We start from the raw sequence: 14,448 nt of genomic DNA, 5'->3' as shown, positions 1-14,448 counted from the left end.
CTGCCTAGTCCCGTGCCAGCAGGCGCGGTGCGAGTTCCTTGAGCGCGCGACGGTAAACTTCGCGCTTGAATGTAACCACCTGCCCCAACGGATACCAGTAACTGACCCAGCGCCAGCCATCGAACTCAGGCTTGCCGGTCAGATCCATGCGCACCCGCTGCTCATCGGCGGTCAGGCGCAACAGGAACCACTTCTGCTTCTGGCCAATACACAGCGGCTGGCTGTGGGTGCGCACCAGGCGCTGCGGCAGACGATACCTCAACCAGCCCCGGGTACAGGCGAGAATTTTCACATCCTGCTGTTCGAGACCGACTTCTTCGTTCAATTCGCGGTACAACGCCTCTTCCGGCGACTCGCGGTCATTGATGCCGCCTTGCGGGAACTGCCAGGCATCCTGGTTAATTCGACGCGCCCAGAGCACCTGGCCAACATCATTGGTGAGAATGATGCCGACGTTGGGGCGAAAACCATCAGGATCGATCACGGCGCACAACCTCGTAAACGCATGTCCCGGCATTGTTCCACAAAGCTCGGGACAGCGGCAACGCGCCCGCGCGGGACTTCGCCATAGGCCGGCCGCAACACCCGATCAGGTTTTCCCCAGCCAGGCAAAGCCGCTATTCTGGCGCCTTCCATGGCTCCGTATAAAGAGGTGGCTCCGTGCGTTTGGCTTTATTCGATCTCGACAACACGCTGCTCGGCGGCGACAGCGACCACGCCTGGGGCGACTGGTTGTGCGAGCGCGGCATTCTCGACGGCGCGACCTACAAGGCCCGCAACGATGCCTTCTACCAGGATTACCTGGCCGGGCGCCTGAACATCACCGATTACCTGAACTTCACCCTGGATATCTTCGGCCGTACCGACATGGCCCAGTTGCAGGCGTGGCATGAGCAGTTCATGGCCGAATGCATCGAGCCGATCATTCTGCCCAAGGGCCTGGCGCTGCTCGACGAGCACCGTGCGGCCGGCGACAAGCTGGTGATCATCACCGCCACCAACCGCTTCGTCACCGCGCCGATCGCCGCCCGCCTGGGCGTCGACACGCTGCTGGCGACCGAGTGCGAGATGGTCGACGGCCGCTACACCGGGCGCACCACCGATGTGCCGTGCTTCAAGGAGGGCAAGGTCACCCGCCTCAATCGCTGGATGCAGGAAAACGGCTTCAGCCTGGAGGGCGCCAGCTTCTACAGCGACTCGATGAACGACCTGCCGTTGCTGGAGTGCGTCAGCCGCCCGGTGGCCGTCGACCCGGATCCGAAGCTGCTGGCCGAAGCGCAGAAGCGTGGCTGGCCGGTGCTGTCGCTGCGCTAGAAAGCATTTGGCATGCAATGAAAAAACCGGCGCTCCAGGCGCCGGTTTTTTGTGAGTCGGTAACCACCTTCAAAGCTGCTTGGCGACTTCGCTCGGCACTTTTTCCGGCATCGCCGAAGAGTGATGGTTGAGGATCTTCCACTGCCCGTCGACGAGGGTATAGAGGAAGGTATAACGCGCCTGCACATCCTGCTTCTTGCCTTTGGCATCGGTCAGGCGGAAGGTATATACACCGCTGTCCAGGGCAGTGGTCGGGCCCAGGCGGCGAATTTCCCGGTAATTGATCTGGCCGACCGGCTTGAGCGCCAGGAAGTGGTCGAAGTAGTCGGTGATTTCCGCAGACGTTGCCCGCACGTGGTTGGAAACGGTTGGCTGCAGCACGGCGTCCTTGCTGTACAGCGCGACCACCTTGGACGAATCACCGGTCTGCAGCGCGTTGTTCCACTGGTCGAAAAGAGCAGCCACTTCACGGTCGGCGGCGTTGGCAGGCGCCTCGGCAATACTGCTGTAGGTGTACGGCTTCTGCTCGGCAGCGGCGAACAGCGAGGAGCTGGCGGTAAGCAACAGAGCGGCGGCGATTGCATGCACTTTCATGGTCTTTCCTGTCTCGTTGGTTGATGCCTGTACTTTGCCCGGCCCGCGCGACGCCGCCATCGGCCGGTTGGCGCCGACGGCCTATGCCGTTCGGCGGATGGGCGACCACCGCCTGAAGTCGATTTAATGGGATGATTGCGCCACCGATCGGCGCTGCCCCGCTGGAGAGACACCCATGCACAATGACAACGGCAGTGCCCTGGCCCTACGCAGCCAGTACCGGCAATGGGAAAGCCGCGCCGCGCGCCTGAGCCTGCTGGTCGATACCGGACGTGAGCTCGGTGCACTGGCACCGGGCGAAATGGGCGAGCGCGTGCTGCAACGCGCCTGCGCCTTCTGCGCCATGGACAGCGGTCTGGTGGTCCGCGAGCTGAATGGTGAAAACCAGGTGCTCGCCAGCCATGGCGCCCACTCCAGCGAACAACGCGTGGCACTGCTGGCACTGGCCGAAAACGACTCACCACTGGCGCAATGCCTGGCCATCGACAAGAGCGGGCTGCAACTGGTCATCCGACTGCCCTTGTCGACCGCTCAGGGCAGCCCGTTCGGCTGCGTCCTGCTGGCCAGCGCGGTGAAGATCAACCCGCCGGATGACGAAGACCTCGAGTCACTGCAACTGCTCGCCACGCTGCTCGCCGCGCACCTGGACAACCAGCGCCTGCACGGCGACCTGCTGGCTCGCGAGCGCACCATGTCGGAGCTGGTCCATCGGCTGCTCAGCGCACAGGAAGACGAGCGCAGACGCGTCGCCTATGACCTGCACGACGGCCTGGCCCAGACCCTCGCCGGCCTGCATCAGCGCTTGCAGGGCTTCGCCAGCCAATGCCCGACGCTGCCCGACGCCCAGCAGCAGGAACTGAGCACCATCCTCGACCTGGCCCAGCGCTGCGTGCGCGAAGGCCGCCAGGCCATCGCCGGGCTGCGCCCGCAACTGCTCGATGACTTCGGCCTGCTGCAGGCCCTCGACAAGGAGGCCGATCGTCTGCGCGAAGCCGGTTACCGGGTGCAATGGCTGCAACGCAGTGACGCGCGGCTGCCCGCCAACGTGGAAATCACCCTGTTTCGTATCGCCCAGGAAGGTATCAACAACATCCTCAAGCATGCCGGCCCCTGCAGCGTGCGCATCGGCCTGAGCAGCGCCGAACAAAGCGCCGAGCTGCGGGTCGAGGACGATGGCCGCGGCTTCGACACGGCACCTGACAGATCGGTATCAGGCAGCGGCGGCCTCGGCCTGGCCGCCATGCACGAACGGGCCAGCCTACTGAGTGGCCATCTGCATTGCAGCAGCGAGCCGGGACGCGGTACCCGGTTGCTGGCTCGGGTCCCCAGCCTTGGAGGGAGCCCGCAATGACCACGCCCTTGCGTCTGGTGCTGGCCGATGACCATGAAGTGACCCGTGCGGGCTTCGTCGCCATGCTGGCGAGCTGCGACGAATTCGAGGTGGTCGGCCAGGCGGCCGACGGTGATAGCGCGCTGCAACTGTGCGAGCGCCTGCAGCCGGACATCGCCATTCTCGACATCCGTATGCCCGGGCTCAACGGGCTGGGTGCCGCACGCCTGCTGCAGCAACGCCTGCCACGCCTGAAAGTGGTGATGTTCACCATGTACGACAGCCCCGATCACCTCGAGGCAGCCATCGCCGCGGGCGCCGTCGGCTACCTGCTCAAGGACGCCACGCGCGACGAGGTGATCGCCAGCCTGCGCCGGGTCGCGGCGGGTGAGGAAGCGCTCAACAGCGCGGTCAGCGCGCGCCTGCTGCGGCGCATCGCCGACCGCAGTAATGCTGGCACCCCGCCTTCCGACGCCTTGACCAGCCGCGAGCGGCAGGTGCTCGGCCTGGTCGCCGGTGGCTTCAGCAATCGCGAGATCGGCGAGAAACTGGGGATTGCCGCCGGCACCGTGAAAACCCACGTCGAGCGGGTGATCGCCAAGCTCGGCGTGGCCGACCGCACCCAGGCGGCCGTGCGTGGCATCGCCCTGGGTCTGGTGGCCCAGCCAGCGGCGGACTGGTTCGGTTCGTCGCCATGATGCGCCGCATCGATCGTTCCTGGGCTGACCTGCCCCTGCGCGGCAAGGCGCTGGTCGGCATCTCCCTGCCGCTGGTGATCCTGCTGCTGTCGCTGGTGCTGATCTACATCACCGAGCGGCAGACCGCCGAGGCCGAGGAGGACGTGCGCCGAGTACTGCAGGTGCAGGGCGATATCCAGGCCGTGCAGACCCTGCTGGCCGAGGGTGCCGCCAGCGTGCGGGGCTACCTGCTGACCCGCCGCGAGAACTTTCTGCCCACCTACCTGCAGACCGAACCACGCATCGAAGCAGCCCTGGCCCGCCTCGACGCCACTATCCGCGACACCGAGGTACGCCAGCGCCTGGAGCGCATCAGGCCGCTGATCAGCACCAAGCTGCAGGGCCTGGATGTGCTACGCAACGTCGACATGCGTCAGGACAGCGAGCAGATCATCGCCATCCTGGTCGAGAACAAACGCATGCTCGACACCCTGCGCCAGGAGATCGACGCAATGCGCGTGCGTGAGGACGCCCTGCTCGCCGACCGCACAGCGAATGCCGCGGACAATCGCCAGCGCATGCTCCTGGCCACGCTGCTGGCGGCAGGCTGCGGCCTGTTCGGTGCGATCATCGCGGTGCTGTTGCTGTCCAGCGGCATCGTCACCCGCGTTCAGCGTGTGCAGCGCAGTGCTCGCCACCTGGCACTTGGCATGCCGTTGAAAACCCGTCACCACGAACGTGACGAGATCGGCCGCCTCGGCGCCAGCCTTGAGGAGGCCAGCCAGTTGCTGGCCCAGCGCGAGCGCGCCCTGCGTGAGAACGAAGAGCGCATGCGCCTGATCATCGAAGGCGTACGCGACTACGGCATCTTCGCCCTCGACCCGCAGGGGCACGTCACCACCTGGAACGCGGGCGCCGAACGAATCAAGGGCTACAGCGAAACGGAAATCATCGGCCGCCATTTCTCGCTGTTCTATCCGAACGAGCAGCGCCCCCACCATCCGCTGCGGGCACTGCAGGTGGCCGCCGAAAAAGGCCGCTACGAGGAAGAGGCCTGGCGTCAGCGGCGTGACGGCTCGCGCTTCTGGGCCAGCGTGGTGATCACCGCCCAGCACGACGCCAGCGGCACCCTGCGCGGTTTTTCCAAGGTCACCCGCGACATCACCGACCGTCGCGCCGCCGATATCGCCCTGCGCGACGCCCGTGAGGAAGCCGAGAACGCCAGCCAGGCGAAGAGCGAATTTCTCTCGCGCATGAGCCATGAGCTGCGCACGCCGCTCAACTCCATTCTGGGCTTCGCTCAACTGCTCGATCTGGAATCGCCGAGGCCACAGGTCACGCACATCCTGCGGGCGGGCCAGCACCTGCTCACGCTGATCAACGAAGTGCTCGACATCGCCCGTATCGAAGCCGGCCGGCTGCCCATGAGCCCGGAAGCCATCGACCTGCATGGCGTTGTGCAGGAAGCGATGACGCTGATCTCGCCGCTGGCCGACGAGGCCGGCATCCGTCTGCGGCCATTGCCGCCGAGCACCTCGCCGGCAGGCGTGATGGCCGACCGGCAGCGGCTGATCCAGGTGCTGCTCAACCTGCTGTCCAACGCCGTGAAGTACAACCGCCCGGGTGGCGAAGTACATCTGGATATCGAATTGCAGGGCGAGCGCCTGGCCCTGGCCGTCAATGACAGCGGAGCGGGCATCGCAGCGGACGATCTGGAGCGACTGTTCCGCCCCTTCGAACGCCTGGGCGCCGACCAACACAGCGAAGGCACCGGCCTGGGCCTGGCCCTGAGTCGCAACCTGCTGCAGGCAATGGACGGCACGCTGGAGGTGATCAGCGTGGTGGGCACCGGCAGCCGCTTCGTGCTGACACTGCCCACGGCGCAAGTCGAAACCCTGGCTGGCGCTGACGACCCCTGGCGCCACCCACCCTCCCCGGCCCCTGCCGGTACGCTGGAAAGCGGCAACCTGACCCGCGTGCTGTGCATCGAGGACAACCTGTCCAGCCAGGCCCTGATCGAAACCCTGCTGCAGCGTCGCCAAGGCGTACAACTGTTGTCGAGCATGCAGGGCCAGCTTGGTCTGGATCTGGCGCGCCAGCATTTGCCCCGGGTGATCCTGCTGGATATCAACCTGCCGGACATGACCGGCATCGATGTACTGAAGCGCCTGCGTGCCGACCCGGCCACGGCGGGTATCGCCGTACTGATGATCACCGCCGACGCCAGCACTGCTTCGCGGCGCGCCATGCAGCAGGCGGGAGCAACGGCGATCCTCACCAAACCCATCCACGTACCGACCTTTCTGGCCTTTCTCGACCAGCACCTGCCGGAGCCCGCATGAGCGACGACTACCGCATCCTGATCATCGACGATCAGCGTCCCAACCTGGATCTGATGGAGCAGCTGCTGGCCCGCGAAGGTCTGCACAACGTGCTCAGCAGCACCCAGCCGATGCGGGCACTGGAGCTGTACAACAGCTTCGAGCCGGATCTGGTGATCCTCGATCTGCACATGCCGGATTTCGACGGTTTCGCCCTGATGGAGCAGCTCAACCGGCGCATCCCGCAGAACGATTACGTGCCCTTGCTGGTACTGACCGCCGACGTGACCCGCGCCACGCGCCTGCGCGCCCTGGCGCTGGGTGCACGGGACTTCATCAGCAAGCCGCTCGACGCCCTGGAAACCATGCTGCGGGTCTGGAACCTGCTGGAAACCCGGGCCCTCTACAAAGCACTGCGTGCGACCCTGAGCGAGCCGCAACTGGCCGCACTGCTGCAACCGCTGGTGGCGCAGCGACAGGGCAGACGTTAGACGGGTTTGGCGCCCATCACCGCCATTATCACCACCAGCAGCACGACGATCAGCGCGGCATAGGCCATCACGAAACGCAGCGACCTGGCCGGCACCGTGCCGCCGGCCTGAGCCTGCCAGGCACCGAGACGACCGAGCAACAGCAGGCCGACGATCATCAGCGCCGCGAAGAGAATGCTACCCAGCAGCAGCCAGGTCTGGCTCAGCGGCCAACCGGCCAGGTTGACCATCCACCATCCGGTCACCGGCAGGCTCAACGCCAGCAGGGCGAACACCGGCAGGCTGATGGTACGGGTGCGCTGCAGCTTGCGTTGCAGCACGGCACTGTCGCCATTGCGCCACGCCTTCCAGAGCATGAAGGCATGGGCCAGCACGCCGAGCAGCAGCAAGATGCCAGGCACGCTGTGGAGGATGCGCAGCAGCAGGTAATGTTCCATCACGGTTTCCTTTGATTTTCTAATAGGTACCCTGGTAACGCAGCGCTCAGCGCCAGGCTAAGGGTAGAAACGTCCGTAGCCTGGGCGGAGCAGCGCGATGCCCGGGAAAATCGTCTGCGCGAATCGACTAACCGAGAAACAGCTTGTAAGCCGGATTGTCGGTCTCGTCCCAGTACGGATAACCGATCGCATCCAGCGCCGGCGCGAGCAGATGGCGCTCGTCTTCCGGCACTTGCAGGGCAGCCAGCACACGGCCATCGGCGGCGCCGTGGTTGCGGTAGTGGAACAGCGTGATGTTCCAGCGCCCGCCCAACTTGTTGAGGAAGTTGAACAGCGCACCCGGCCGCTCCGGAAACTCGAAACGAAACACGCACTCGTCCGGCACGGCAGCGGCATGCCCGCCGACGGTATGGCGGATGTGCAGTTTGGCCAGCTCGTTGTCGGTCAGGTCGAGTACCGGGAAGCCCTGGCCACGCAGGTTCTCGACCAGCGCCGCACGGGGGTCGTTCTCCGGGTGGGTCTGCACGCCGACGAAGATGTGCGCCTCGCCATCCTGGTGGTAGCGGTAGTTGAATTCGGTGATCTGCCGTTTGCCGATCGCTTCGCAGAAGGCCTTGAAGCTGCCCGGCTTCTCGGGAATGGTCACGGCGATGATCGCTTCGCGTTTTTCACCCAGTTCGGCACGTTCCGCCACATGGCGCAGGCGGTCGAAGTTGACGTTGGCGCCGGAATCGATGCCCACCAGCACCTGGCCGCTGACGTTTTCGCGCTCGACGTACTTCTTGATTCCGGCCACGGCCAGCGCGCCCGCGGGCTCGGTGATCGAGCGGGTGTCGTCGTAGATGTCCTTGATCGCTGCGCAGATCTCGTCGGTACTGACGGTGATCACTTCATCGACGCACAGCTTGCAGATATCGAAGGTGTGCTGACCGATCTGCGCCACCGCCACGCCGTCGGCGAACAGCCCGACTTGCGGCAGCACCACGCGCTCGCCTGCAGCCAAGGCCTGCTGCAGACAGTTGGAGTCGTCCGGCTCGACGCCGATCACCTTGGTCTCCGGACGCAGGTATTTGACGTAGGCGGCGATGCCGGCGATCAGACCACCACCGCCGACCGGAACGAAGATCGCATGCAGCGGGCCCTGATGCTGACGGAGTATCTCCATCGCCACGGTGCCCTGGCCAGCGATCACATGGGGATCGTCGTAGGGGTGCACGTACACCAGGCCCTTTTCCTCGACCAGCTTCAGCGAATGCGCCAGGGCTTCGGGAAAGGCGTCGCCGTGCAGCACCACCTTGCCGCCACGGGAGCGAACGCCCTGCACCTTGAGCTCGGGCGTGGTACGCGGCATGACGATGGTCGCCTTCACGCCCATGTGCTTGGCGGCCAGTGCCAGGCCCTGGGCGTGGTTGCCGGCCGAGGCGGTAACCACGCCACGAGCCAGCTCTTGCGGGGTGAGTTGCGCCAGCTTGTTGTAGGCGCCACGAATCTTGAACGAGTAAACCGGCTGCAGATCCTCGCGCTTGAGCAGAATCTGATTGCCCAGGCGTTCGGAGAGTTGGCGAGCGGGTTGCAGCGGGGTTTCCACGGCAACGTCATAGACACGGGAGGTCAGGGTCTTCTTGACGTACTGTTCGAGCATGGCAGGCATCGCAGGCGGTTTCATGAGGAACCCCGGAGTCTAACCCAGCCATCTGCCGAGCGACCATACGAATTCCGGGGTTTTGCCGGCTATAATCAGCGCCTCGTTTCCTTCTCTCTCGTGGAACCCGCATGACCCAGGATCAGCTCAAACAAGCCGTGGCTCAGGCCGCCGTCGACTTCATCCTTCCCAAGCTCGACGCCAAGAGCGTCGTTGGGGTCGGCACCGGCTCCACGGCCAACTGCTTCATCGACGCCCTGGCCAAGCACAAACTGGACTTCGACGGTGCCGTAGCCAGCTCCGAAGCCACTGCCGCACGCCTCAAGGGCCACGGCATCCCGGTGTACGAACTGAACAGCGTCAGCGATCTGGAGTTCTACGTCGACGGCGCCGACGAGAGTGACGAGCGCCTGAACCTGATCAAGGGCGGCGGCGCGGCCCTGACCCGCGAGAAGATCGTCGCCGCCGTGGCCCGCACCTTCATCTGCATCGCCGACGGCAGCAAGCTGGTGCCGGTGCTCGGCGCCTTCCCGCTGCCGGTGGAGGTGATTCCCATGGCCCGCAGCCACGTGGCCCGTGAGCTGGTCAAGCTGGGCGGCGACCCGGTCTACCGCGAAGGCGTGCTGACCGACAACGGTAATGTGATCCTCGATGTGCACAACATGAGCATCACCGACCCGGTGAAACTGGAAGCGGACATCAACGCCATCGTCGGCGTGGTCACCAACGGCCTGTTCGCCGCGCGCCCGGCCGACCTGCTGCTGCTCGGCACCGCCGAAGGGGTGAAGTCGCTGCAGCGCTGAGTAACGCGGGCAACACCGAAAGGCCGGGTGAGCAGTCACTCGGCCTTTTTGCTGAAGGTGTAGAAGAGATTGGGCTCGCTGATCATGTAGATCACGCCCTGCTCGTCCATGGCGATGCCTTCGGCCTGAGGAACGGACGCCTTCAGCCCCTGCTGACCGCCGATCAGCGACAGGCTGCTGACCGCTTCGCCCTTGGTATCGAGCTCCACCAGCAAGCGCGAGTCATCGGAGAGCGCCAGCAGGTGCCCGCTACCGGCGACGTATTGCAGGCTGGACAGATCGCGCACGAAAAGCCCCTCGTCACGCTCACGGTCATCGATGATGCGGATTGCCGACGGGCTGTTCGGGTCGAGATGCGGAAAACCATGCACCTCGTAGATGCGCAGCGGGTCACGCTCCTTGGCGACGAACAGGCGCTTGCCGGCCAGGTCGTAGGCCAGGCCTTCGAAGCCTTTGTTCTTGGCCTCCATCTCCAGGCCCAGGGAAAGCTGCTGGCCACTGGCAGCGTCGACACGGGTAGTGGTGTCATCGATGCGCACCTCCACCAGACGCTGGGGGCGTTCGTCGGCGACCACGAAGACTCCCGGCGCGACATACTCCACGGCCTCCGGATCGCCGAAACCGACCAGTTCGATCTCGCGCAGCACCTTGCCTTCCAGGGAAAGCTCGATCAGCCGGGAGTTCTGGTTGGTGACGGTGAACAGGCTCTTGCGCAGTGGATCGTAGGTCAATGCCGAAACGTCATCGTCCAGGCCCTCGATCACCTGCGCTTCACGGGTTACCCGATAACCATCGAGCCATAGCGCATCCGCTGGAGCCTCATCCGGCTGCTGCACGTTGAACCAGGCCCGTTCGAAGACCCGGAACTCCTGCCCCCAGACAGCCAGCAACGAGGCCACGATGAGTACGAACAGCACCAGCAATGCCTTGAGGGAAAACAGACGACGCATATCGGTTCACTTGTCCATCGGCGAGGAAAACGGTGCTATCCCCGAGAGAATCCCGGGGGCGGCCATAGTGACGGGCGAAACTACCAGCCCTCGCCTCACTTCACCAGCGCGGTGAGGCAGGCAGGGCTGTCGCCACCAGGGCGGTGCCGCAGGCTCAGTCGGTCTTGCCGCCCTTGCTGAAGACATAGAAGAGATTGGGCTCGCTGGTCAGGTAGAGCACGCCATGATCATCCATGGTGATGCCCTCCGCCTGCGGCACCGACTTCTTGAGGCCCTGCTGGCCCTGCAGCAATGACAGGCTGCTGATCGGCTTGCCGGCCTCGTCCAGTTCGACGACCAGTCGTGACTCATCCGACAGCGCCAGCAGATGGCCGGTGAGGCTGTCGTAATGCAGGCTGGAGAGGTCTCGCACGAAGATGCCCGCATCGCGCTTGCGGTCATCGCGAATCTGCACAGGATCAGGCGTGTCCGGGTCGAGGTTGGGGAAGCCATGCACCTCGTAGATGCGCATCGGGTCGCGCTCCTTGGCCACGAACAGGCGTTTGCCAGCCAGGTCGTAGGCCAGACCCTCGAAGCCCTTGTTCTTGCTGCCCATCTCCAGGCCCAGGGACATCTGCTGACCATCGGCGGCATCGATGGAGGTGGTGTCGTCGTCGACGCGGATCTTGACCAACCGCTGGGTGCGCTCGTCGGCGATCACGAAACGCCCGGGCGCCACGTATTCCACCGCTTCGGGATCACCGAAGCCGACCAGTTCGATCTGCCGCAGTACCTTGCCGTCCAGGGACAGCTCGATCAGTTTGGGATGCTGGTTGGTCACCGTGAACAGGCTCTGGCGATCCGGATCGTAGGTCAACGCCGAGACGTCGTCCTCCAGTCCTTCGATACGCTGCGCCTCTATCACCACCTTGTAGTCGCTCAACCACAGCGAATGCGAGGGCGCCTCGGCTGGCTGACTGACATTGAACCAGGCCCGCTCGAACAGGCGAAATTGCTGGCTCGCGATACCCAGCGCAACCAGCAGAACGAGCATCAACAGCAGGGATAAACCTTTGATCGAAATCAGACGGCGCATGGCGATTCACTTATCCATCAGCAAAAACGACAACGCCGCCCCCCGGATGCTCCGAGAGGCGGCCATTCAGTGCAGTGGTGGGACGCTAACAGCGCGCGCCTTATTTCACCAGTTCGACGATATCGACGTCGATTTCACGGCTGGTCAGATCCTTGTCGACTTCACCGGTCAGTTTGACGGTGGCCTTCTCGGAAATGGCTTGCGGCGGCCAGTCTTCGTCGTCGATTTCAACGTGGATGGTGCCGGTGGCGTCCTTGAACTCATAGAGTTCGTCCTGCAGACGCTTGACGATCTGGCCCTGCAGTACCACCGGGGTGTCGTCGCCAGCTTTCAGCGCCTGCTCGACAGTCGTGACCTGAGCGACCTGGCCTGGGCCTGTGTAACCGGCAGCCATGGCAGCGGTGGAGAACAGCGGAGCGAGCAGCAGTGCGAGTACGGGAGCTTTCATGGGGATGACCCTCTATCTGTAGATGACGGGGTCAGGTTAAGTCGCCCAGCTGAAGCCAGGCTTAAAGCCGGCTTAAGCGAAGCTTAATTGGAATAGACGTGGATTCGGGATGGTTGCGAGGCGAGAGTGGTCATCGGTGCAGTATCTGTGGGAGCGGGCCAAGCCCGCGATTTTTCGCGCGCATGGCGCGCTCCCACAGTGGAGCAGCGAACGGCCGCTACAGCCTTGCAGCGATCGCCGTGTCAGATGACCCGGCTGGCGAAGCTGGAGTGGCCGACCAGGTCGAGCACCAGCTCATCACCCTTGTGCAGCGGGCCCACGCCTGCGGGGGTACCGGTGAGGATCACGTCGCCGGGCTGCAGGTTGAAGTGGCCGGCCATTTCCTGAATCACCGGAACGATCGCGAAGATCATGTCGCCGCTGATGCCGTCCTGACGCACTTCGCCGTTGATGGTCAGACGGATGCCGATGGCAGCCAGGTCCTCGACCGCGTCACCCGGCACGAACGGCGCCAGTACACAGGCACCGTCGAATGCCTTGGCCGGCTCCCAGGGATGCCCCTTGTCCTTGAGCTTGTTCTGCACGTCGCGCAGGGTCAGGTCCAAAGCAGGAGCGAAACCGGAGATGGCGTCGAGCACTTCCTCTTCGCTCGGCTTGCGCGACAGCGGCTTGCCGATCAGGACGGCGATTTCCACTTCGTAGTGCACCGAGCCGCGGTCTTCCGGAATGCTGAAGCCACCTTCGAGCGGCACCACGCAGCTGCCGGGCTTGATGAACAGCATCGGCTCGGTCGGCAGCGGGTTGTTGAGTTCCTTGGCATGCTCGGCGTAATTGCGGCCTACGCACACCACCTTGCCCAGCGGGAAGTGGATACGGGTGCCATCGATATACTGGTGCTGGTAGCTCATGGTCGCTCCTTGGTCCGGGGATCAGTTGAAGATCTTGCCTGGGTTCATGATGCCGTTGGGGTCGAAGACCGCCTTGACCGCTCGCATGTAAGCGATTTCTGCCGGCGAGCGGCTGTATTCCAGGTAATCACGCTTGGTCATGCCCACGCCGTGCTCGGCGGAGATCGAGCCGTTGTACTTCTCGACGGTCTCGAACACCCACTTGTTGACGGTCGCGCACTTGGCGAAGAAGTCTTCCTTACTCAGCGCGTCGGGCTTGAGGATGTTCAGGTGCAGGTTGCCGTCGCCGATGTGGCCGTACCAGAGCACTTCGAAATCGGGGTAGCTGCCGGAAACGATGGTGTCGATATCGGCGAGAAACGCCGGCACCTGGCTGACCGTCACCGAGATGTCGTTCTTGTAAGGCGTCCAGTGGCTGATGGTCTCGGAGATGTACTCGCGCAGCTTCCACAGGTTCTGCAGTTGCTGCTCGCTCTGGCTCATCACGCCATCGAGCACCCAGCCCTGTTCGACACAATGCTCGAAGGTCGCCAGCGCGGCATTGGCCACGTCTTCGTTGACGGCTTCGAATTCCAGCAGGGCGTAGAACGGCGTGCGGCTCTCGAACGGTGCCGGAATGTCGCCACGGCCGAGGATCTTGTCCAGGCACTTGTCGGAGAAGAACTCGAAGGCGGTGAGGTCGAGCTTGCCGTGGAAGGCGTGCAGCACCGGCATGATCGAGTCGAAATCAGGCGTGCCGAGCACCATGGCGGTAAGGTTGCGCGGCGCACGATCCAGACGCATGGTCGCCTCGACCACGAAGCCCAGGGTGCCTTCGGCGCCAATGAACAGCTGACGCAGGTCATAGCCGGTGGCGTTCTTGATCAGGTCCTTGTTCAGCTCGAGCAGCTCACCGGTACCGGTGACCACTTTCAGGCCAGCCACCCAGTTGCGGGTCAGCCCGTAGCGAATCACCTTGATGCCACCGGCATTGGTGCCGATGTTGCCGCCAATCTGGCTGGAGCCGGCAGAGGCGAAATCCACCGGGTAATAAAGGCCCTTGTCCTCGGCGAACTGCTGCAGCGCGCCGGTGACCACACCCGGCTGGCAGACCACGGTGCGGTTGGACTCGTTGAAGTCGAGGATCTGATTCATGTAGTCGAACGACACCACCACTTCGCCATTGGCCGCGACCGCCGCTGCCGACAGGCCAGTACGGCCACCCGAAGGCACCAGGGCGATCTTGTGGGCATTGGCCCAACGCACGATGGCCTGCACCTGCTCGATGGTCTTGGGGAAGACGATGGCACTGGGGGCTGGCGCGTAGTGCTTGGTCCAGTCCTTGCCATAGGTTTCCAGGGAGGCGGCGTCGGTCAGCACCTTACCGGGCTCGACCAGGGTTTTGAGTTCTTCAATCGGCAGGTGATCGGTCATTTCAACTCTCGAAACATTCATGGTCGCCCTGAGAACCGTTCAGGT

16 protein-coding genes are annotated in these 14,448 nt (G+C 64.0%); 6 read left to right on the top strand and 10 right to left on the bottom strand.

The annotated features are described in order from the left end of the window. Positions 1–4: 4 nt before the first annotated feature. Complete coding sequence (locus QRN22_RS06015) at positions 5–484, bottom strand: RNA pyrophosphohydrolase (protein ID WP_042553561.1); 480 nt, start codon at positions 482–484, stop codon at positions 5–7. Positions 485–660: 176 nt separating this feature from the next. Here QRN22_RS06015 and QRN22_RS06010 point away from each other — a divergent pair, with 176 nt between their 5' ends. Next, on the top strand, positions 661–1,314 hold the full coding sequence (locus QRN22_RS06010) for a histidinol-phosphatase (protein ID WP_042553562.1): 654 nt from the start codon (positions 661–663) through the stop codon (positions 1,312–1,314). Positions 1,315–1,383: 69 nt separating this feature from the next. On the opposite strand, the gene QRN22_RS06005 is transcribed toward QRN22_RS06010, so the two are convergent. Continuing rightward, positions 1,384–1,908: an SgcJ/EcaC family oxidoreductase gene (locus tag QRN22_RS06005; RefSeq protein ID WP_042553563.1), complete on the bottom strand. Its 525-nt coding sequence runs from the start codon at positions 1,906–1,908 to the stop codon at positions 1,384–1,386. A 175-nt stretch (positions 1,909–2,083) separates the two neighbouring features. Between QRN22_RS06005 and QRN22_RS06000 the strand changes: the two genes are divergently transcribed. The 4 genes from QRN22_RS06000 to QRN22_RS05985 are packed head-to-tail and all read left to right on the top strand — an operon-like array spanning position 2,084 to position 6,727. Further along, positions 2,084–3,259 (top strand): sensor histidine kinase, encoded by a 1,176-nt coding sequence (locus QRN22_RS06000; protein WP_042553564.1) that lies wholly within the window; start codon positions 2,084–2,086, stop codon positions 3,257–3,259. Further along, entirely contained in the window at positions 3,256–3,936 is a 681-nt protein-coding gene (locus QRN22_RS05995) for a response regulator (protein ID WP_042553565.1), read from the top strand. Before QRN22_RS06000 ends, QRN22_RS05995 begins: the two co-directional genes overlap by 4 nt. After that, positions 3,933–6,257, top strand: coding sequence for an ATP-binding protein (locus QRN22_RS05990; RefSeq protein ID WP_042553566.1), 2,325 nt, complete (start codon positions 3,933–3,935; stop codon positions 6,255–6,257). Before QRN22_RS05995 ends, QRN22_RS05990 begins: the two co-directional genes overlap by 4 nt. Further along, positions 6,254–6,727, top strand: coding sequence for a response regulator (locus QRN22_RS05985; protein WP_042553567.1), 474 nt, complete (start codon positions 6,254–6,256; stop codon positions 6,725–6,727). Before QRN22_RS05990 ends, QRN22_RS05985 begins: the two co-directional genes overlap by 4 nt. On the opposite strand, the gene QRN22_RS05980 is transcribed toward QRN22_RS05985, so the two are convergent. Beyond that, the gene (locus QRN22_RS05980; RefSeq protein ID WP_042553568.1) at positions 6,724–7,164 is read right to left on the bottom strand and encodes a DUF2269 family protein; all 441 of its coding nucleotides are present in this window, start codon (positions 7,162–7,164) and stop codon (positions 6,724–6,726) included. The two genes, QRN22_RS05985 and QRN22_RS05980, sit on opposite strands and share 4 nt — an antisense overlap. A 127-nt stretch (positions 7,165–7,291) precedes the next feature. Continuing rightward, a complete protein-coding gene (gene ilvA, locus QRN22_RS05975; RefSeq protein ID WP_042553651.1) occupies positions 7,292–8,806 on the bottom strand; it encodes a threonine ammonia-lyase, biosynthetic in 1,515 nt (504 codons plus the stop codon). A 131-nt stretch (positions 8,807–8,937) separates the two neighbouring features. Here ilvA and rpiA point away from each other — a divergent pair, with 131 nt between their 5' ends. Continuing rightward, complete coding sequence (rpiA, locus tag QRN22_RS05970; protein ID WP_042553569.1) at positions 8,938–9,609, top strand: ribose-5-phosphate isomerase RpiA; 672 nt, start codon at positions 8,938–8,940, stop codon at positions 9,607–9,609. A gap of 35 nt (positions 9,610–9,644) precedes the next feature. Here rpiA and QRN22_RS05965 read toward each other — a convergent pair whose 3' ends face one another. The 6 genes from QRN22_RS05965 to QRN22_RS05945 all read right to left on the bottom strand — a co-directional run bounded on the left by QRN22_RS05965 (position 9,645) and on the right by QRN22_RS05945 (position 14,403). Next, positions 9,645–10,559 (bottom strand): SdiA-regulated domain-containing protein, encoded by a 915-nt coding sequence (locus QRN22_RS05965; protein ID WP_042553570.1) that lies wholly within the window; start codon positions 10,557–10,559, stop codon positions 9,645–9,647. Positions 10,560–10,713: 154 nt separating this feature from the next. Further along, entirely contained in the window at positions 10,714–11,634 is a 921-nt protein-coding gene (locus QRN22_RS05960) for an SdiA-regulated domain-containing protein (RefSeq protein ID WP_042553571.1), read from the bottom strand. A 10-nt stretch (positions 11,635–11,644) separates the two neighbouring features. Then, positions 11,645–11,704 (bottom strand): H-X9-DG-CTERM domain-containing protein, encoded by a 60-nt coding sequence (locus QRN22_RS26450; protein ID WP_350310366.1) that lies wholly within the window; start codon positions 11,702–11,704, stop codon positions 11,645–11,647. Positions 11,705–11,734: 30 nt separating this feature from the next. Further along, on the bottom strand, positions 11,735–12,082 hold the full coding sequence (locus QRN22_RS05955) for a NirD/YgiW/YdeI family stress tolerance protein (protein WP_042553572.1): 348 nt from the start codon (positions 12,080–12,082) through the stop codon (positions 11,735–11,737). Between the two features lie 242 nt (positions 12,083–12,324). Further along, positions 12,325–12,990 carry a fumarylacetoacetate hydrolase family protein gene (locus tag QRN22_RS05950; RefSeq protein WP_042553573.1) on the bottom strand — a complete coding sequence of 222 codons (666 nt, stop codon included), beginning with the start codon at positions 12,988–12,990 and terminating at the stop codon, positions 12,325–12,327. A gap of 21 nt (positions 12,991–13,011) precedes the next feature. Further along, the gene (locus tag QRN22_RS05945; protein WP_042553574.1) at positions 13,012–14,403 is read right to left on the bottom strand and encodes a D-2-hydroxyglutarate dehydrogenase; all 1,392 of its coding nucleotides are present in this window, start codon (positions 14,401–14,403) and stop codon (positions 13,012–13,014) included. Positions 14,404–14,448 lie beyond the last annotated feature (45 nt).

The organism is Pseudomonas sp. MEJ086, from assembly GCF_030209025.1.
In the GTDB taxonomy this organism is placed as follows: Bacteria; Pseudomonadota; Gammaproteobacteria; order Pseudomonadales; family Pseudomonadaceae; genus Aquipseudomonas; species Aquipseudomonas fulva_A.
This window is presented reverse-complemented; position numbering and strand designations above follow the sequence as displayed.